Genomic DNA, 18,234 nt, shown 5'->3' with positions numbered 1-18,234 from the left:
TGCTTTACCTACCGGCCTGAACGGATGTACATTCCGGAGAGAACTTACATGCTGCGCGTCATGTTTTCCAGCACTCGTCCCGCAGGAGGGTCCCCCGTGCCGCTGAAACTCCCGAAGAGCTCTTGGAGCACGACCGAGCTCGAAGACCTCCGCGAGCTCTCGCGGTCGTTCATGCAGAAGGAGCTGGTCCCGCACCAGGAGCGCTGGGCGGCGGAGAAGAAGGTCGACCGCGAGCTGTGGAACAAGGCCGGCGAGGTCGGCCTGCTCTGCCTGTCCATCCCCGAGGAGTACGGCGGCGGTGGCGGCACGTTCGCGCACGAGGCCGTGCTCTACGAGGAGCAGGCCCGCTCCGGTGACAGCGCGTGGGGCGTGACCGTCCACAACGGAATCGTCGCGCACTACCTGAGCGCATACGCCTCCGAAGAGAAGAAGCGCGAGTGGCTGCCGAAGATGGCCAGCGGCGAGATGGTCGGCGCGATCGCGATGACCGAACCGGGCACCGGCTCGGACCTGCAGGGCATCAAGACCCGCGCGGTGCGCGACGGCGACCACTACGTCATCAACGGCGCGAAGACCTTCATCACCAACGGTTTCCACGCCGATCTCGTCGTCGTCGCGGTGAAGACCGACCCGGACGCGGGCGCCCAGGGCGTCTCGCTGATCGCCGTCGAGACCGACACCCCCGGCTTCCGCCGCGGCCGCGTGCTCGACAAGGTCGGGCTCAAGGGCCAGGACACCGCCGAGCTGTTCTTCGACGACGTCCGCGTGCCCGCGGCCAACCTGCTCGGCGACGCCGAAGGCCAGGGCTTCATCCAGCTGATGCTGCAGCTGCCGCAGGAACGGCTGATCATCGCCGTCACCGCGGTGGCCGGGCTGGAGGCGGCGGTCGACCTCACCCTCGAGTACACGAAGGAGCGCACGGCGTTCGGCCGGCCGATCTTCTCCTTCCAGAACACCAAGTTCAAGCTCGCCGAGGCCGCCACCGAGGCCGCCGTCGCGCGGGCGTTCCTGGACCAGTGCATCGAACGGCACCTCAAGGGCGAGCTCGACGTCCAGGGCGCGGCGATGGCGAAGCTGTGGACCACCGAGCGCGTCAACAAGGTGATCGACGACTGCGTGCAGCTCTTCGGCGGCTACGGCTACATGTCCGAGTACCCGATCGCGCGTGCCTGGGCCGACGTCCGGATCTCCCGGATCTTCGGTGGTACCAGCGAGATCATGAAGGAAATCATCTCCCGGTCGCTCTGAAAGGAACCACGCTATGAAGGCAGGTCCGCTCAGCGGCCTGAAGGTGGTCGAACTGGCCGGGCTCGCGCCCGGGCCGTTCGCCACGATGATCCTCGCCGACCTCGGCGCCGACGTCGTCCGCGTGGACCGCGCGACGCCGGGGGAGGACGTGCTCGGCCTGCCGGTCGACCCGCTGGCCCGCGGCCGCCGGACCGTCGGCATCAACACCAAGACGCCCGAGGGCGTCGAGCTGGTGCTGAAGCTGTGCGACACGGCCGACGTCCTCATCGAGGGCTTCCGCCCCGGGGTCGCCGAGCGGGTCGGGCTGGGCCCGGACGTCGTGCACGCCCGCAACCCGCGGCTGGTCTACGGCCGGATGACCGGCTGGGGTCAGGACGGCCCGCTCGCCACGGCGGCCGGGCACGACATCAACTACATCGGTATCGCCGGCGCGCTCGAACCGATCGGGCGGGCGGGGGAGCGGCCGGTGCCGCCGCTCAACCTCGTCGGTGACTTCGGCGGCGGCGGGCTGCTGCTGGCGATGGGCGTCCTCGCCGCGCTGTACGAGCGGAACACGTCGGGCAAGGGCCAGGTCGTCGACGCGTCCATGGTCGACGGCGCCGCGCTGCTCACCACCAGCCTGCACGGCATGGCGGCAGCCGGGCTCTGGGGCGGCGGCCGCGGGGACAACATGCTCGACGGCGGCGCCCCGTTCTACGACACCTACGAGACCGCGGACGGCAAGTACGTCGCCGTCGGCGCGATCGAGATGCGGTTCTGGGGCGACCTCGTCAAGGTCCTCGACCTCGACCCGGCCGAGCTGCCGCTGCACGTGGACAAGACGCAGTGGCCGAAGCTGCGCGAGATCGTCGCGGAGGCGATCGCCAAGCACACGCGTGACGACCTGGTCGCCCGCGCCGAAGGCACCGACGCCTGCCTGACGCCGGTGCTGTCGCCGCAGGAAGCGGCGGGCCACCCGCACAACGCGGCCCGCGGCACCTTCGTCGAGATCGGCGGCCTGGTCCAGCCGGCCCCGGCGCCACGCTTCGACCGGACCCCGCCGGAAACGCCGGAAGCCCCGCGCACCAAGGGATCCGACACGGAAGCGGTGCTGGCGGAGCTGGGCGTCACGGAGCTGGGAGCACTGCGGGAGGCCGGCGCGATCGTCTAGCCCAGCGCGAGATCGGAGCGCACGACCGAGTAGACGACGTTGTCGCGCCACCGGCCGTCTCGGAAGCCGTAGCCGCGAAGGACTCCTTCGCGCGTGAAGCCGGCCTTCTCGAGCGCCCGCTGTTCGGCGCGGTTGTCGACCTCGGTCGTCGCTTCGACGCGGTTGAGCTGCGTGTGCGCGAAGAGGTATTCGACGAGCAGGCGCTGGGCGTCCGTGCCGTGGCCGTGGCCGCGCGCCTCGGGGGCCAGCACCAGCCCGATGTTCCAGCAGTACGACGTCGGCCCGGTGCGGCTGCGGTGCCACGAGACGAGGCCCAGCAGCCGCCCGCCGAGCGTCGGCACGAGCATCCCGCTGTCGGCGGTCAGCATCCCGGTCTCGCGCCAGCGGCGGCGCAGGAAACCCGGGTCGTGCCAGCCGAACCACTGGTGCGCGCCCGCCGCGACGGGGTCGTTGGTCAGCTGCTCCAGCAGGTCGAGATCGGACTCCGCGACCGGCCGGAGCACGACTCTGCTGACGTCCTCGTCCATCAGCCGACCCTATCGGCCACTCGGCCGGATTCGCCGCGACAGCCCGGGATCCACCCGGTGGAGGCACGCCCGGTGACAGAGCGGGTATCAGCTCAGCCGAAGCTGCCGTGGCGGCCCGCGCCGCCGCTGAACTTGGCCGCGCCGTCGACCGCTTCGGCCGCGAGGACGCCCGTGCCCATCGCCGCGCCGAACTCCGCGGCCAGCGCGTCCGCCTCGCTCAGGCCCCACTGCCCGAGCGCCGCCGCGCGGTCGCCGCGCAGGCAGGCCTGGGGGAACTCCGCGAGCTGCCGGGCCAGCTCCTGCGCCGCCGACACCGCTTCACCCGCCGGGACCAGGCGGTTCGCCAGCCCGATGGCCAGCGCCTCGGTGGCGTCGACCGGCCGTCCGGTCAGGATCAGGTCCATCGCCCGGGACTGGCTGATCAGCCGCGGCAGCCGGACGGTGCCGCCGTCGATCAGCGGGACGCCCCAGCGGCGGCAGAAGACGCCGAACACCGCGGTCGCGTCCGCGACCCGCAGGTCACACCACAGCGCCAGCTCCAGGCCGCCCGCGACGGCGGGCCCGTGGACGGCCGCGATCACCGGCTTGCCGAGCGTCATCCGGGTCGGGCCCATCGGGCCGTCCCCGTCCGGGTGCGTGCGGTTCATCCGGTCGGTGCCGATGGCCTTGAGGTCGGCGCCGGCGCAGAACGCGCCGCCCGCGCCGGTCAGCACCGCGACCGCGGCCTCGGGGTCGGCGTCGAACGCGCGGAAGGCGTCGGCCAGCTCGGCCGCCGTGGGGCCGTCGACGGCGTTGCGGGCGGCGGGCCGGTCGAGGGTGATCGTCGTCACGGCGCCGTCCCGCTCGACCAGCACGTTGCGCGTCATCGGGGCTCCCTGGGGGTGATCGGGGTGTCTTCCGGGCAAGCCTCTCCTAGAGTAGGGAGCCTGCCACTCCCGGACGGGACGGCGAGCCGGGAGGAAGCAGATGTCGAGCGGCGTGAAGAAGATCCTCATCGTGGGTGTGGTCGCGCTCGTGCTGTTCTTCCTCATCACCCAGCCCACCCAGTCCGCCGATTTCGTCCACCGCGTCCTCGGGTGGCTGAAGGACGGCGCCGAGGCGATCGTCACCTTTTTCCGGACGCTTTTTTCCTGACCCTGGGCCGGTCTCGTGAATCGGCGCCGCATTCGGGCGGTCTCGGTGGTCACCGCACGTGTTATCGGACGGTAAATCACTCAGCGTCACGAATCCCAGATTTCGGGCTCTACGCTCGACCATCCGGGTGGATTGCGACTGAAAACGCGCAGGTCGGCGAATTCGTGCCTGCCGGGGTCTGGCGAAGGAGACCACCCCGGCCCTACGGTGCTCACATTGCGTGATCAGGTGGTACTCCGAACCCCTCGGGAACCCCGGTACGCAGGCAGTTTCCACTCAGCAAGGTGCACTTGGGTGCGTGCGGCACAGCCGCGTGGGACAGGTGTCAGGACCTGTCCGTCGGGGACCTATGAGGAGGCAGGGATGACCGGAGATCCCGGAGTGGACGCGTTGATCCGGCAGTGGGCCGCCGAGCGCGAGCAGACCCCCGAGGAGCAGGAGGTCGACCGCATCGCATCCGCGTGGCTGGCCGACGCCCCCGCACCCGCCCCGGGCATCCCCGGCCAGCGCGCCCGGTCGGGTTCCGCCCGCTGGGCCCAGGTCGAAGCGGCCGACCCCGGTTACCTCGACGCGATGCGCCGCAGGCTGCCGGAAGTGCCCGAAGAGCTTCTCACGGCCGCCGCGGGCTGGTGGCAGATGGTCGGCGGCGTCGCCGAGGCCGAGGAGTGGTGGGACGCCGGCATCAGCCCGCTCGACCAGCGGGCCCTCGACTACCGCGCGGCGGGACTCTCGCCGTCGGACCTCAGCCGTCGTCTCGGCCCGATGACGGTCCTGCAGCACCTGCGCCGCGGCAGCGCCCCGGCCTGGTGCGTGGCGCGCCTCGCGCGTCAGCAGAAGTCCGCCTGACGCGACGGTCTTCACTCGGCCGGGTGAACCGGTGTGGTGAGACGATCTCGACGGCCCGCGTAACGCTAACCTGCGCGGGCTCGTTGACTCATCGTCGACAACCACGCTGGAGGACCGGAGTTTCGTGCGCACGAGTACCGGAAAGACCGAGGACGACCCGATCGACTCCGTCGACGAGCCCGCCTCCGCCGCCCCGGCACCGCGCTCCGCGGGCGTCGCCCTCCTCACCCGGCTGATCGTGGTCTTCGTCGTGCTGGCCGTCGCCGGTGGCGGCGTCTGGCTCGTCACGCGCGCTTCGACGCCCGAGGCGAGCCCGACCACCACCGAGATCCCCGCCCTGCAGGTCAAGGCGGCCGACGTCCGCCCGGGGTCGGTCGCCCCGGCCGGCGGCGCCGTCGCGGGCGGCGCCGACCAGCAGACGGCTCCCCAGCAGGCCCAGTCCCGCAGCACGTCCGGCCCGGCGACGCTCTCGCAGTGGGCGAGCCAGGTCGCCGGGGCCAGCGGCGTCCCGGCGCGGGCCTTGGCGGCCTACGGCAACGCCGAACTGGCGATGCGCGCGAGCCAGCCGAACTGCAAGATCTCGTGGGCGACGCTCGCCGGCATCGGCCGCATCGAGTCGAACCACGGCCAGTACTCCGGCGCCGTCCTCGGCGCGGACGGGCGGCCGTCCAAGCCGATCATCGGCGTCCCGCTCGACGGTTCGTCGGGCGTCCAGGCCATCGGCGACACCGACGGCGGCCGCTACGACGGCGACGCGGGCGTCGACCGCGCGGTCGGGCCGATGCAGTTCATCCCGGGCACGTGGCGCAAGTGGGCGTCCGACGGCAACGGCGACGGCCTCGGCGACCCGCAGCAGATCGACGACGCCGCGTTGGCCGCCGCCCGTTACCTGTGCGCGGGCGGACGCGACATGCAGAGCCCGTCGGGCTGGTGGGCGGGCATCCTGTCCTACAACAACTCGACCGAGTACGCGCAGAAGGTCTTCGGCCTGGCCGACGGGTACGCCAAGGCCGCCCAGTCGGTGCGCAAGCAAGGCTGACGACGCGGACGTTCCACAGGCGAGGCCGAATGTGGACAACTCGTGCCGGATCGCCCGCGAATCCGGGGATCGCCGGCAGCGGCCGGTAAACTGGACTGGGGACGCCCCCCCCGAGGAAAGGGCGGGGGCCGGGGTTCGGCCGGCTGGTCAACCGGCGGTAAAGGGTCCGCGACCTGCGTGAGAGCCTGGCCACGCCGGGTGCGGTCGGGCGCCGGCCGATCGCGGGCCAGTGCTAGCTTGGGCTTCGTGCCAGCATCCCCTCCGCCGGCGGGGTCCCTCTGGGGCCGCCGGCTCGCGATCGTCGCGACGTGCCTGGTGAGCCTGCTGATCTGCTGCGGACTCGCCTGGTGGCAGTGGGACCGGTTCACCTCGGCGAACGGCACCTTCCAGAACCTCGGTTACGTCCTGCAGTGGCCGTTGTTCGGGCTGTTCCCGGCGTTCATGTTCTGGCGGATCCGGCAGCTGCGGCAGAAGGCCGCGGCCGAACCGGCCCCCGAACCGGCCCCGGTCGCCGAAGTGCCCGCCCCTCGTCCCCGTCCCGGCGTGCAGACGTCGTACGACACGGACGAGGACGAGGAGCTGGCCGCGTACAACCGTTACCTGCGCGAGCTGAACGCCCGCGACCAGCAGGCCGCAGAGTGAGGCCGCAAAGTGAGGACGTCCCGATGACCACCCGCACCGACGGCGCCGCGCAGACCGCGGTCCCGCTCACCGGCCCCCTGGTCCGGTTCCGCACTGCCGCCTACGTCACCGGCGTCGGCCTGCTCGGCCTGTGCTTCGTGATGGTGCTGCGCTACGGCTTCGACAACCCGACGCCGTCCGCGGTGTACTCGCCGATCCACGGCGTGCTCTACATGATCTACCTGGTGCTGACCATCGACCTGGCCATCAAGGCCCGCTGGTCGATCAAGGGCACTGTGCTGGTCCTGCTGGCCGGCTGCGTCCCGTTCGTCTCGTTCCTCGTCGAGCGCAAGGTGACGCACAAGGTCAAGGCCGGGCAGAAGCTGTAACCCGCCGGAACGTCAGCGCCACCAGGAACGTCCCGGCCGCGAGCGCCGCGGCCGTGGCGAACGCCGCGGTCATGCCGTCGACCGTGAGCTGCGCCCCGGTCGTGCCCGCCGCGGCCGCCGTGCGGGTGGCCGAGCCGAACACCGTGATCAGGATGCCGAGCCCGAGCGTGCTGCCGACCTGCTGCATGGTCTGCAGCACGCCGCCCGCGGCCCCGGCGTCCTCGGCGGGCACGGTGGCCATCACGATCACGTTGAGCGGCGCGAACCCCAGCCCGCCGCCGAGTCCCATCAGCAGCAGCGGCCCGAGCAGGGCCGGGAAGTACGCGCTGCCGGTGGTGAGCAGCGCGAGCCAGCCGGCCCCGGCGACCATCAGCAGCGACCCGGTGACGGCGAGGGGCTTCGGGCCGTAGCGGGGGAGCAGCCGCGGCACCAGCCGGCTCATCGTGAAGATCAGCGCGGCCATCGGCAGGAACGCGAACCCGGTGGCCAGCGCGGCGAAGTGCCGGATGTCCTGCATGAACTGGGTGAGGAAGAAGAACATCGACATCATCGCCATCGGCCCGAGGAAGAAGTTGACGTAGGCCGCGCTGCGGTTGCGGTCGGCGAACAGCCGGAGCGGGACGAGCGGCAGCGCCGTACGGGCTTCGATGGTGACGAACCCGGCCAGCAGGACCAGGCCGGCGGCGAGCGAGCCGAGCGTCACCGGGTTGCCCCAGCCGTCGGACGCGGCGTGGGTGAAGGCGAATACGAGCGCGCCGACGCCGAGGGTGCCGGTGATCGCGCCGGGCAGGTCGAGGCGCGCGGGACGGCGCGCCGGTTCGGGCACGAACCGCGGCGCGAGCAGCACGATCGCCAGGCCGAACGGCACGTTGATGAACAGCGCCGCGCGCCACGAGATCCACTCGGTGAGCAGGCCGCCGACGATCAGGCCGAGGGCGAACCCGCCGCTGGACATCGCGGAGAACAGCGCCAGGGCCCGGACGCGGGCTTGGGTCTCGGTGAACGTCGTCGTGACCAGTGCCAGGGTGCTCGGGCCCGCCATCGCGGCGCCGACGCCCTGCAGGACGCGGGCCGCGATGAGCAGTTCGGCCGAGCCGGCCAGGCCGCCGGCGAGCGAGGCGAGGGTGAACACGGCGGTGCCGGCGACGAACATCCGGCGCCGGCCGAACAGGTCGCCGGCGCGGCCGCCGAGCAGGAGCAGGCCACCGAAGACCAGGCTGTAGGCGGTCATCACCCAGGACAGGCCGGTGGCGGAGAACCCCAGGTCGGACTGGATGCGCGGGAGCGCGACGTTCATCACCGTCGCGTCGAGGACGAGCATGAGCTGGCAGGTCAGGATGATCGCGAGGACCAGCCCGCCGCGGCGGGCCGGTGCGGGCGCGGTCGTCCGCGGGACCGTTTGCTGGGACAAGAGATACTCCCCCAAGGAGCACACCAGAAGCGGAGACTTTCTCCGCTTGTCTGACGCGATAATATGGAGAGCGTCTCCGGATGCGCAAGCGAATTCGGAGAATCTCTCCGGTTAAGGGCGAGGAGGCCGGGATGCCGAGGGACGACGCGGAGCGCCCGATGCGCGCGGACGCGCGGCGCAACTACGAGCGCATCGTTGCGACGGCCAAGGACCTGTTCGCCGAGCACGGCGCCGACGTCCCGCTGGACGACATCGCGAAGACGGCCGGCGTCGGCGCGGGCACGTTGTACCGGCACTTCCCGACACGGGAGAAGCTGATCGAGACCGTCTACCGCGACGAGATCGGCCTGCTGGCCGACCGGGCGCTCGCCCTGCACGACGAGCTGCCGCCGTGGGAGGCCCTCGAAGCCTGGCTGGGGGAGCAGGTCACCTGGGTCGTCGAGCGGCACAAGCTGGCCACGATCCTCAAGGAGTCGATCGACTCCGGGTCCGAGACGTTCCAGTACTGCCAGAAACGGCTGCGCGGGGCGACCGGGGTGCTCGTCGACGCGGCGCAGGCCGCCGGTCTCGTGCGCGCGGACGTCACCGGCGCCGACGTCCTGCGGCTGGGCCACGGCGCCGGCATGGCCGTGCGCAACTGCAGCCCGGCCGAGGGAAAGCTGGTGCTGAGCGTGATCCTGGACGGCCTGCGCGCGTGACGCAGGCCGTCCGGAGCGTTCTTCGGGGGCCTAGCTGCCGATGCCGGTCAGGGACCGGACTTCCATCTCGGCGTGCTTCTCGACGTCCGCCTTCGGCTTGCCGATGAGCGTGCCGACGATGCCGCAGAGGAACGAGAACGGGATCGAGATCAGGCCCGGGTTCTTCAGCGGGAACCAGGCGAAGTCGACGCCCTTGATGATCGAGTCGGGGGCACCCGACACGACCGGGGAGAAGACCACCAGGAGCAGGCACGCGATCAGGCCGCCGTAGATGCCCCACAGCGTGCCGGTCGTGTTGAACCGCTTCCAGAACAACGAGAACAGCAACGTCGACAGGTTCGCCGACGCCGCTACCGCGAAGGCCAGGGCGACCAGGAAGGCGATGTTCTGCCCGTTGGCGAGCACCCCGCCGACGATGGCCAGCGCGCCGACCACGATCGCGGTCAGCCGGGCCACCCGGACCTCGTCGGCCGGTTCGGCCTTGCCGCGCTTGAAGATGTTCGCGTAGACGTCGTGGGCGAACGAGGCCGACGCGGTGATCGTCAGCCCGGCGACCACGGCCAGGATCGTCGCGAACGCGACCGCGGCGATGATGCCGAGCAGCAGCGTCCCGCCGACGTGCAGGGCCAGCAGCGGCGCCGCCGAGTTCTCGCCGCCGGGGGCGCCCTTGATCTCGTCCGCGCCGACCAGCGCGGCCGCGCCGAAGCCGATCACCAGCGTGCACAGGTAGAACACGAACATGCAGGCTGTCGCCCAGACGACGCTTCGCCGTGCTTCGCGGGAGTTCGGCACCGTGTAGAAGCGCATCAGCACGTGCGGAAGGGCCGCCGCGCCGAGCACCAGGGCCAGCGCCAGCGACACGAAGTCGAGCTTGGTGGTGCCGTTCTTGCCGTACGAGCCGCCCGGCTCGAGCAGCTTGTCGCCGAGCGGGCTGTTCTCGGCCGCCGAGGACAGCAGGTTCGAGAACCCGAAGCCGAACTTGCCGAACAGGAACACGGTCAGCAGCACGCCGCACACCAGCAGGATGGTCGCCTTGATGATCTGCACCCATGTGGTGCCCTTCATGCCGCCGACCAGCACGTACAACACCATGATCAGGCCGACGACGCCGATCACCAGCGCCTGGCCGAGCTTGGAGTGCACGTTCAGCAGCAGCGCCACCAGGCCGCCGGCGCCCGCCATCTGCGCGAGCATGTAGAAGAACGAGATGACCAGGGTCGACGTCGCCGCCGCGGCGCGGACCGGGCGCTGCTTCATCCGGAAGCTCAGGACGTCGCCCATCGTGAACCGGCCGGTGTTGCGCAGCAGTTCCGCGATCAGCAGCAGGTCCACCAGCCACGCGACGAGGAAGCCGATCGAGTAGAGGAAGCCGTCGTAGCCGTGGATCGCGATGGCGCCCGCGATGCCGAGGAACGACGCCGCCGACAGGAAGTCGCCGGAGAGCGCGATGCCGTTCTGGCGGCCGGTGAACGCGCTGCCCGCGGCGTAGTAGTCCGACGTCGAGGAGTTCCGGGAGCTGGCCCGGTAGACGACGTACAGCGTGATCGCCACGAACAGCGCGAACACGGCGGTGTTGACGATCGGGTCGCTGGCGGGCACACCCGCGGCGAGCACGGTCACGGCCGTCGGTGTCATCATCGGGGCCGTCATCGGGGGGTCCCTTCGGTCAGGCCCTCGCGGGCCCTCAGCTCGGCCACCCGCGGGTCGAGCTGGGTGCGCGCGTAGCGCAGGTAGAGCCACGTGACCAGCGCCGTGCTGGCGAACTGGCCGATGCCGAGCAGGATGCCGACGTTGACCTGGCCGAACACCTTGGTGCTCATGAAGTCGTGCGCGTAGGCGGCGAGGAGCACGTAGGTCATGTACCAGGCGAAGAAGGCCAGGCTCATCGGGAAGACGAACCCGCGGAACCGGCGGCGCAGAGCGGTGAACTCGCGGCCGGCCTGGATCCCGGCGTAGTCGGGACCCGAGCGGGGGCGGGGCTTGCGGTGCTGGCCTTGGTGGCCGTGCCGGCCATCGGACGGGTGATCCCCGGCGAACAGGGCCGGCATCTGGCCGGTCTCCTCCAGGGCGTTGCCCGTCGCGGGGCGCGCGACGTCGTACATGGGTTGCCTCCGGCAGATTGCCTCCGTGGCGGCGGGGCTACGAGCGCCTGCTGGCCGGGCGCCGGGCCGCCCTTGCGGACTGCGAGGCGCACATCGTAACTACGCCCTCCGGCCGCCCGGAAAGGCGGCCGGTTCGTTTGCGGTCCCCGCGGCGCGGAATTCGTTTTCTTGTCGAAAATGTCGAAACCCGGACTTCAGCGAGTTCGCGGACGGGTTACCCACAATGAGGAAAGAATTGTGACACCGCGCTGTCGTACTTCTCGGTAGCTGTGGCAAACGGGCTAACCGTCCTGGACAGTCGTCCAGATGTGTCACCAGGAGTAGTCAAGGCGGTCCGGGGTCGCCTCGGAGAGGGTCACCCTGGTGCGGGCGTGGCGGGGGAGATCCACTGGTCAGCGGGCTCCCGAATGGAATCACCAGGTCGGGCGACGGTCGGCGAGAATGCCACAACATCGGGCACACATTGAGACTTGACCCACCCGATGGGGGTACGGAGTGTAGATCGTCCGAGGGATCTTACTCCGCCGGGTGGGCTAATCGGGTGACCGCCGGACGCTCACTATCGCCGCGTCCGGTAACCGGAATTCCCTCTTCCGCCCCGGCCGTGCAGAATGAGTCCGCCCACTACCGGGCCGGAAAGTACTTTTCGCAGGTCAGAGCCTGAGCCGGGAACACAATTGACCGGCCGGGCCGCGGGGGTACGATTCTTTGGCCCAGCTGACCGCAGCGATCCGATTGGCACCGATTAAGTTGATCTCGACGACCGTGCAGACCGCAACTTGCGCCGTGCACGTGCAGAGTCCCGGGAACGGGACGCCGGGACGGTGCTCGTCGCGCGCGGCCGGAGGGGCAGCCGGGGACGTGCGAGGGGGCCCGGGACGCGGCTGGGCGGGGGCGGCACGGCCGTCCGCCGGAACGCCGCGAACCGGGACGCCGCGCGACCGACGCGGATCCATGACGCCGGACAGGGAGTCACTCACGTGACCGTTGCAGGAGAAGGTCAGGTGCCCGTCGGGGAACTGCTCGGCCGAGCACCCCGGCGGTCGAAGGGGAAGGCGGTCTGGCAGGCGCTCGTGCGCTGGCGCGACTGGAGCCTGCCCGTCAAGCTTTCGGCCGTCACCGTCGTGCCCATCGTCCTGGCGATGGTGCTCGGCATCACGACGATCGCCGGCCAGGTCGGCCGGTCGGACGACTACCGGCGGCTCGACCGGCTCGTCGCGCTCGGCGTCCAGGTGCGCGCGCTCACCAGCGCCCTGCAGCAGGAGCGCACGGTCACCGCGGCGATGCTGACCGACGGCACCGTCGGCGGCACGCCCGAACTGGCGACCGCCCGCAAGGCGACCGACGCCGCGGTCGGCCCGTTCACCGACGCGCAGGCCCGCGGGTCCGCCGCCGAGCCCGGCGTGGCCGGGGCCGCGGGCGCGGCCACCGCCCAGGTGAACAACCTCGACTTCCTCCGCCGCCAGGTCGACGGCGGCCAGCTCGACCCGGGCCAGGCCGTCACCGCGTACTCCGGGGTCACCGGCGCGCTGATCGGCCTCGACACCGCGGCGACCGCCGGCGCCGGCGACGGCACCCTCGGCGGCACACCCGCCGGGCTGCACGAACTTCTCGTCGCGGGCGAGCAGGTGTCGCTCAGCCAGGCGATGGTGTCCTACGGCATCAACCGCGGCGCGCTCTCGCCGAGCGAACTGGCCACCCTCCGCGCCGCCGAGCTGCGGCTGGCCGACCGGCTCGTCGACTTCCGGTCCGCGGCGGGCGACGCGCTGCAGCGCGACTTCTCGGCGATCGCCGAAGGCACCGACGCGCAGAGCCGCGCCCGGATGGTCGAGTCGGTGCTCGGCGCGCAGCCCGACTCCGCGCGGACCGCCTTCCGCGCCCTCTCCGCGGCCGACTGGAACATCGCGTCCACGGCGATGCGGGCGCAGATCGCCCAGGTCGCCGACCGGCTCGGCACGCAGGCGTCGGACACGTCGTCGTCGCTGGTCGAGGACGCCAGCAGCGGGGCCGGTGTGCTCGCGGTGCTGCTGTTCGCCGCCCTGGTGCTCGCGGTCGCGGTCGTCTTCCTCATCACCCGCCAGCTGCTGCGCTCACTGAAGGTGCTGCGCCGCAGCGCCCTCGACGTCGCCGAGACCGCGCTGCCCGAGGCGGTCCGCAACATCCAGGAGGGCCGCGCGCAGGGCACCGACGTCACGCCGGTGCCCATCCGGACCGACGACGAAGTCGGCGAAGTGGCGCGCGCCTTCGACAAGGTGCACCACCAGGCGCTGCGGCTGGCGACCGAGCAGGCCGCGATGCGCACCGGCTACGGCAGCGTGTTCGTCAACCTGTCCCGGCGCAGCCAGAGCCTGGTGCAGCGGCAGCTGCAGCTGATCGAGCAGCTGGAGCGCGACGAAGAGGACGCCGACCAGCTGGCGACCCTGTTCCAGCTCGACCACCTCGCCACCCGCATGCGGCGCAACAACGAGAACCTGATGGTCCTCTCCGGCGCCGAGCCAGGGCGCCGCTCCGGCAAGCCGGTCGGCACCACCGACATGCTCCGCGCCGCGGTGTCGGAGATCGAGCAGTACCAACGGGTCCAGGTGCAGCCGCCGCCCCCGGCGCGGATCGTCGGGTACGCCGCGAGCGACCTGATGCGCCTGGTCGCCGAGCTGCTGGACAACGCGACCGCGTTCTCCGCGCCGGAGACGTCGGTGACCGTGGCGTCGCGGCTGGGCGAGGACGGCTCGCTCAGCGTCGACATCCTCGACAAGGGCATCGGCATGAACGAGGCCGAGGTCGCCGAGGCGAACACCCGGCTGACCGAGGCCGGGTCGGTCGATCTGGCGACGTCGCGCCGGATGGGCCTGTTCGTGGTCGGCCGGCTGGCCAGCCGGCACCGGATCGGCGTCTCGCTGCACGGCGGCAAGGACATCGTCGGCGTCCGGGCCACCGTCGTGGTCCCGGCGGAGCTGGTGATGCCGGTGACCGACGGCCCGATGACCGGCCAGATCGGCGTGCTGCAGCCGCCGCCCCTGAGCCCGCCCGCCGGCACGCAGCTGCCGCGCCGCCAGACCACCAACGGCACCTCCCGCCCGCGGCCGCCGGTGGTCCCGCAGCAGCCGCCGATGGGGGAGGAGCGCTGGCCGTCGGCGAGCGACCTCGCCGGGCTGGCCAACGGGCACGGCCCGGTTACCGAGCGGCCGCCGACGGACCTGGAGATCTCGGGGACGGACCTGTTCGCCCCGATCCCGAAGGACGACCCGGCGCCGCCGCCGCGGCCGACCCTGCCGCCGGTGCCCGCGGTGCTGCCGGTGCCGCAGCCGCCGCGCCACGACGACCTGCCGTCGGGCAAGGACCTGTTCTCCGCCAACGAGACCACGCTCAGCGACTGGTGGCGGCACGCGACCGCGAAGCCGGCCAAGCCCGCCCCGGCCCCCGCGCCGGCGCTGGACCTGTCGGAGACGACGCCGATCTTCGACGAGATGCTGTCCGCGTGGTTCCGCGAGGACAAGCCCGCCGAGAAACCGGCGCCCGAGAAGGCGGCACCCAAGAAGCCGTCGGCGGAGAAGCCGGCCGCCGGACAGCCGGCCACCACGAAGCCGGTCGCCGAAGACGAGCCCGTCGTCGACGAAGAGGCCGCTCCCGAAGAGGAGCCGGCCGCCGAGCCGGAGGGCCGCAGCTGGGACTTCGCGAGCGACGAAGAGTTCCGCACGGTCCAGGCGGTCACGAAGGCCGAGCCGACGACGTTCACCGACGCGGGCCTCCCGCGCCGCCGCCGCGGCGAGCAGCTCATGCCGGGCAGCGCGACCTCGAGCCCCTCGGCCTTCTCATCACCGGCCCCGGCCCGCCCGGATCTCCCGGTCCGCGACCCGGCGGACGTCCGCGGCCGCCTGAGCAGCTTCCAGCAGGGCGTGACCCGCGGCCGCCAGGAAGCCCGCGAAGCCGCGGCGGCGGGTACCGCGCAGGGTGCGGAGACGGACGCGGAGCAGCCGATCCGGCCGGACGCGCACTCGGATGCTCTCGAGCAGGACCAGCAGCTCGAGGCCGAGCAGGCGGGGCAACAGGAGCCGGACGAATCGACCGGCCTGCCGCTGCCGAGCCGGCAGCCGGGTCAGCCGAACGGACTGTCCCAGTCGGGGCCGCAGCCGTCCGCGGAGTCGAACGGCCGGCCGCAGCCCGGTCAGCGGCGGCCGGGGCAGCCCAACGGACTGCCGCAGCCGGGACACCCGAACGGAGTGCCGCAGCCGAGCCAGGCGAACGGGCTGCACCAGCCGGGGCAGCCGGGACAGTCCGCGTCGCCCTACCCCGGCGGGCAGCAGCAGGTCCAGCCGTCGGCGTTCCACCGGTTCGGCGGACAGCAGCCGGGAGAGCAGCAGCCCGACGGGCCGCAGTTCTCGCAGACCGGCGCGCCGGACGCACCTCACCACCCCGGCGCCCGGCCGCCGGGGCCGCAGCGGCCCGCCTTCCAGCCGCCCGACGGACAGCCCGGCGAGCAGCAGCCCCGCCCGGGACCGCACCAGTCCGGCGGGCCGCAGCAGGCGTTCCGCCATCCCTCGGCCTACCAGCAGCCCGGCGACCGGCAACCCCGGCCGTCGGGACCGCACCAGCCTGGCGGGCCGCAGGCGTACCGGCAGCCGGGCTCCGGCCAGTTCTCCCTGCCGCGGCAGTTCGGCGGGCAGCCGCCGAAACCGCCGCAGCCGGGGCCGGGCCGTCCCGGCTTCCCGGAGCAACCACCGGCGGCCTACCGGCAACCCGGACAACAGCCGGGCCACGCCGGACCGCACCAACCAGGGCAGCAACCCGGGCAACAGCGGCCGGACCAGCAGGAACTGCCCCAGCAGGGCGGCCACCCCGCCTTCCAGGACAGGCCGGCCGCGCCGCCCGCCGGGCTGCCGGACCGGCGGTCCGGGCCACCACCCGAGCCAGCGGCGGCGGAGACCCCGGAAGAGGCTCCGACGCCCCGCCGGGAAGACGCCGCCCTGGAGGCGACGGCGGAGTGGAACTTCGGCTCGGACGAAGGCTGGCGCACCGTGCAAGCGGTGTCCCAGTCGGCGCCCGCCACGTTCACTTCGGCAGGATTGCCCCGGCGCCGCCGCGGGGAGCAGCTGCTCCCGGGCAGCGCCGCACCACCCACCGGGGCCACGGCCCCCCGACCACAACGCGACGCACACGACGTGCGCGGTCGCCTGCGCAGTTTCCAGCAGGGCATCGAGCGCGGACGCCACCGCAACGCTCGGGCGACCGAGACGAACCACGAGACACTGGAGGGTGAATGACCTCGCCGAGTAGCGCTCAGCCGACGCAGAATCAGTTCGGCTGGCTGGTCAACGACTTCGCCGAGCGAGTACCCGGCGTGGCGCACGCGGTGGTCGTCTCGGCGGACGGCTTGCTGCTGTCCGCGTCGAACCGGCTCCCGCTCGATCGGGCCGACCAGCTCGCCGCGGTGGCGTCGGGACTGGTCAGCCTCACTCAAGGCGCCGCGCGGTGCTTCGAGGCCGGCGCGGTGAACGAGACGGTGGTCGAGATGGAGCTGGGGATCATGGTGCTGATGTCGATCAGCGACGGATCCTGCCTGGCCGTGCTCGCCGCCCCCAACTGCGACATCGGTCAGGTCGCGTACGAAATGACGATGCTCGTCGACCGGGTCGGCCAGATCCTGACCCCGGAGCTGCGCGCCCAGCTCCAGGGTTCGGGTGGGTCCCTGATCGGCGAACCGGTGGGATGATGGCGCGATGAGCACGGGGCCCGGATCTTTCGGCGAACCCCCGGAGGCGGAGGCCTCCGGTCCAGGGGGCGACGGCACCTTCGCCGACGTCTTCAACGGGTTCTCCCTGGATTCCGGCCGTGCCCGCCGGAAGCGCAAGAAGGGCAAGGAGTCCCCGCCACCCCCGGCCGCCGGTGCCCACGCGGCCGCGGAACCGCCGGCGCCACCAGCGCCGTCGGCCGACCAAGGAGATCGAGTGACCTCTTTAGTGTCGCCACCCGGCAGTACCGACGGGGACGCACCGCGCCCCGGCGGGCTGTTCGACCCGGGGCCGCCCAGCGGCGAGTTCGTCATGCCCCGGGTGTTCGAACAACCAGCGGCCCCCGAGGACCAGACCGCGATCGTCCGGCCCTACGCTCTCACTGGCGGCCGAACGCGGGCAAATTACGCGCTGGAGCTGGAGACGCTCGTCTCCACGAAGGACTACGCTGCCACCGGTGGCCTCCCCGAAGTGGCCGCGGAGCAGATCGAGTGCATCTCGATCATGGAAGAGTGCCGGACCCCCCGTTCGGTCGCCGAGATCGTGTCGGCGCTGCGGGTGCCCTTGGGCGTGGCCCGCGTGCTGATCAGCGACGCGGCGGATGCGGGGCTGGTCACGGTGCACAAGACGATAACGGGCAATGACGGCGCCGAGGCACATCTGGTGTTGATGGAAAGGGTTTTGAGTGGACTCCGTCGGCTTTAAGGCACCGCGGGACACCGCGCCCCCGACCATGACATCCGCCAAGATCGTGGTGGCGGGCGGCTTCGGAGCGGGGAAGACGACGTTCGTCGGGTCGGTGTCGGAGATCGTGCCGCTCACCACCGAGGCGATGATGACCGACGCGAGCCGCGGCATCGACAACCTCGACCAGACGCCGAACAAGTCGACGACCACCGTCGCGATGGACTTCGGCCGGGTTTCGCTGGACGCGGACCTGATCCTCTACCTGTTCGGCACACCCGGGCAGCAGCGGTTCTGGTTCATGTGGGACGACCTGGTCCGCGGCGCCATCGGCGCGGTGGTGCTGGCCGACACCCGCCGGCTGGCGGACTCGTTCGCGCCGATCGACTTCTTCGAGGACCGCGGTCTGCCCTACATCGTCGGCGTGAACACGTTCGACGGTGTGCTGGAGCACGACATCAACGACGTCCGCGAGGCGCTGTCGATCGACCCGAACATCCCGATCGTCCGCTGTGACGCCCGGGACCGGGAGTCGACGAAGCAGACGCTGATCACGCTGGTCGAGTACGCGATGCGCCAGTGGATCGCGCTGCGGGCGGCCAACGCCCGCTGACGCCGTCCAGGGCCCGGGGCGTGCCCCGGGCCCGGCAGCGCGGCGG

Annotated in this window: 17 protein-coding genes; 12 read left to right on the top strand and 5 right to left on the bottom strand. The window is 71.9% G+C overall.

All coding sequences use genetic code 11. The features are described 5' to 3' along the window. Positions 1-96 precede the first annotated feature (96 nt). Positions 97-1,248 (top strand): acyl-CoA dehydrogenase family protein, encoded by a 1,152-nt coding sequence (locus tag OG494_RS23300; protein WP_328442595.1) that lies wholly within the window; start codon positions 97-99, stop codon positions 1,246-1,248. Positions 1,249-1,261: 13 nt separating this feature from the next. Beyond that, on the top strand, positions 1,262-2,398 hold the full coding sequence (locus OG494_RS23295) for a CaiB/BaiF CoA transferase family protein (RefSeq protein WP_328442593.1): 1,137 nt from the start codon (positions 1,262-1,264) through the stop codon (positions 2,396-2,398). On the opposite strand, the gene OG494_RS23290 is transcribed toward OG494_RS23295, so the two are convergent. Both OG494_RS23290 and OG494_RS23285 read right to left on the bottom strand, forming a co-directional pair. After that, on the bottom strand, positions 2,395-2,925 hold the full coding sequence (locus OG494_RS23290; protein ID WP_328442591.1) for a GNAT family N-acetyltransferase: 531 nt from the start codon (positions 2,923-2,925) through the stop codon (positions 2,395-2,397). The genes OG494_RS23295 and OG494_RS23290 overlap by 4 nt on opposite strands. 92 nt (positions 2,926-3,017) lie before the next feature. Beyond that, complete coding sequence (locus OG494_RS23285) at positions 3,018-3,791, bottom strand: crotonase/enoyl-CoA hydratase family protein (protein ID WP_328442589.1); 774 nt, start codon at positions 3,789-3,791, stop codon at positions 3,018-3,020. A 100-nt stretch (positions 3,792-3,891) separates the two neighbouring features. Between OG494_RS23285 and OG494_RS23280 the strand changes: the two genes are divergently transcribed. The 5 genes from OG494_RS23280 (at position 3,892) to OG494_RS23260 (ending at position 6,954) form a co-directional block, all read left to right on the top strand. Further along, entirely contained in the window at positions 3,892-4,059 is a 168-nt protein-coding gene (locus tag OG494_RS23280; protein WP_323333010.1) for a hypothetical protein, read from the top strand. 363 nt (positions 4,060-4,422) lie between these two features. After that, positions 4,423-4,905 carry a helix-turn-helix transcriptional regulator gene (locus OG494_RS23275; protein ID WP_328442587.1) on the top strand — a complete coding sequence of 161 codons (483 nt, stop codon included), beginning with the start codon at positions 4,423-4,425 and terminating at the stop codon, positions 4,903-4,905. 124 nt (positions 4,906-5,029) lie between these two features. Continuing rightward, positions 5,030-5,944: a lytic transglycosylase domain-containing protein gene (locus OG494_RS23270; protein WP_328442585.1), complete on the top strand. Its 915-nt coding sequence runs from the start codon at positions 5,030-5,032 to the stop codon at positions 5,942-5,944. Positions 5,945-6,190: 246 nt separating this feature from the next. Further along, the gene (locus OG494_RS23265) at positions 6,191-6,586 is read left to right on the top strand and encodes a hypothetical protein (protein WP_442874259.1); all 396 of its coding nucleotides are present in this window, start codon (positions 6,191-6,193) and stop codon (positions 6,584-6,586) included. Between the two features lie 23 nt (positions 6,587-6,609). Next, a complete protein-coding gene (locus tag OG494_RS23260; RefSeq protein ID WP_247063289.1) occupies positions 6,610-6,954 on the top strand; it encodes a DUF3817 domain-containing protein in 345 nt (114 codons plus the stop codon). On the opposite strand, the gene OG494_RS23255 is transcribed toward OG494_RS23260, so the two are convergent. Beyond that, complete coding sequence (locus OG494_RS23255) at positions 6,932-8,365, bottom strand: MFS transporter (RefSeq protein ID WP_328442583.1); 1,434 nt, start codon at positions 8,363-8,365, stop codon at positions 6,932-6,934. The genes OG494_RS23260 and OG494_RS23255 overlap by 23 nt on opposite strands. A 131-nt stretch (positions 8,366-8,496) precedes the next feature. Here OG494_RS23255 and OG494_RS23250 point away from each other — a divergent pair, with 131 nt between their 5' ends. After that, positions 8,497-9,063: a TetR/AcrR family transcriptional regulator gene (locus OG494_RS23250; protein ID WP_328442582.1), complete on the top strand. Its 567-nt coding sequence runs from the start codon at positions 8,497-8,499 to the stop codon at positions 9,061-9,063. Positions 9,064-9,093: 30 nt separating this feature from the next. On the opposite strand, the gene OG494_RS23245 is transcribed toward OG494_RS23250, so the two are convergent. Further along, complete coding sequence (locus OG494_RS23245; protein ID WP_442874495.1) at positions 9,094-10,701, bottom strand: solute symporter family protein; 1,608 nt, start codon at positions 10,699-10,701, stop codon at positions 9,094-9,096. A gap of 8 nt (positions 10,702-10,709) precedes the next feature. Then, entirely contained in the window at positions 10,710-11,165 is a 456-nt protein-coding gene (locus OG494_RS23240) for a DUF485 domain-containing protein (protein WP_328442578.1), read from the bottom strand. A gap of 1,142 nt (positions 11,166-12,307) precedes the next feature. Here OG494_RS23240 and OG494_RS23235 point away from each other — a divergent pair. The 4 genes from OG494_RS23235 to OG494_RS23220 are packed head-to-tail and all read left to right on the top strand — an operon-like array spanning position 12,308 to position 18,188. Then, positions 12,308-16,423 carry a nitrate- and nitrite sensing domain-containing protein gene (locus tag OG494_RS23235; protein WP_442874494.1) on the top strand — a complete coding sequence of 1,372 codons (4,116 nt, stop codon included), beginning with the start codon at positions 12,308-12,310 and terminating at the stop codon, positions 16,421-16,423. After that, a complete protein-coding gene (locus OG494_RS23230; protein ID WP_247063292.1) occupies positions 16,420-16,872 on the top strand; it encodes a roadblock/LC7 domain-containing protein in 453 nt (150 codons plus the stop codon). Before OG494_RS23235 ends, OG494_RS23230 begins: the two co-directional genes overlap by 4 nt. Before the next feature lie 7 nt (positions 16,873-16,879). Next, a complete protein-coding gene (locus OG494_RS23225) occupies positions 16,880-17,596 on the top strand; it encodes a DUF742 domain-containing protein (RefSeq protein WP_328442568.1) in 717 nt (238 codons plus the stop codon). A gap of 28 nt (positions 17,597-17,624) precedes the next feature. Next, positions 17,625-18,188 (top strand): GTP-binding protein, encoded by a 564-nt coding sequence (locus OG494_RS23220; RefSeq protein WP_328442566.1) that lies wholly within the window; start codon positions 17,625-17,627, stop codon positions 18,186-18,188. Positions 18,189-18,234 lie beyond the last annotated feature (46 nt).

This window comes from Amycolatopsis sp. NBC_00438 (assembly GCF_036026695.1).
In the GTDB taxonomy this organism is placed as follows: domain Bacteria; phylum Actinomycetota; class Actinomycetes; order Mycobacteriales; family Pseudonocardiaceae; genus Amycolatopsis.
Note: the sequence above shows the minus strand (reverse complement) of the source record. Positions and strands in the feature narration are given on the sequence as shown.

Excerpts from the sequence above, each read along its gene's own strand:
- OG494_RS23285 (WP_328442589.1), bottom strand. The coding sequence starts at position 3,791 with ATGACGCGCAACGTGCTGGTCGAGCGGGACGGCGCCGTGACGACGATC.
- OG494_RS23245 (WP_442874495.1), bottom strand. The coding sequence starts at position 10,701 with ATGATGACACCGACGGCCGTGACCGTGCTCGCCGCGGGTGTGCCCGCC.
- OG494_RS23225 (WP_328442568.1), top strand. The coding sequence starts at position 16,880 with ATGAGCACGGGGCCCGGATCTTTCGGCGAACCCCCGGAGGCGGAGGCC.
- OG494_RS23250 (WP_328442582.1), top strand. The coding sequence starts at position 8,497 with ATGCCGAGGGACGACGCGGAGCGCCCGATGCGCGCGGACGCGCGGCGC.
- OG494_RS23235 (WP_442874494.1), top strand. The coding sequence starts at position 12,308 with ATGGTGCTCGGCATCACGACGATCGCCGGCCAGGTCGGCCGGTCGGAC.
- OG494_RS23220 (WP_328442566.1), top strand. The coding sequence starts at position 17,625 with ATGACATCCGCCAAGATCGTGGTGGCGGGCGGCTTCGGAGCGGGGAAG.
- OG494_RS23275 (WP_328442587.1), top strand. The coding sequence starts at position 4,423 with ATGACCGGAGATCCCGGAGTGGACGCGTTGATCCGGCAGTGGGCCGCC.
- OG494_RS23280 (WP_323333010.1), top strand. The coding sequence starts at position 3,892 with ATGTCGAGCGGCGTGAAGAAGATCCTCATCGTGGGTGTGGTCGCGCTC.
- OG494_RS23295 (WP_328442593.1), top strand. The coding sequence starts at position 1,262 with ATGAAGGCAGGTCCGCTCAGCGGCCTGAAGGTGGTCGAACTGGCCGGG.
- OG494_RS23260 (WP_247063289.1), top strand. The coding sequence starts at position 6,610 with ATGACCACCCGCACCGACGGCGCCGCGCAGACCGCGGTCCCGCTCACC.
- OG494_RS23240 (WP_328442578.1), bottom strand. The coding sequence starts at position 11,165 with ATGTACGACGTCGCGCGCCCCGCGACGGGCAACGCCCTGGAGGAGACC.
- OG494_RS23290 (WP_328442591.1), bottom strand. The coding sequence starts at position 2,925 with ATGGACGAGGACGTCAGCAGAGTCGTGCTCCGGCCGGTCGCGGAGTCC.
- OG494_RS23230 (WP_247063292.1), top strand. The coding sequence starts at position 16,420 with ATGACCTCGCCGAGTAGCGCTCAGCCGACGCAGAATCAGTTCGGCTGG.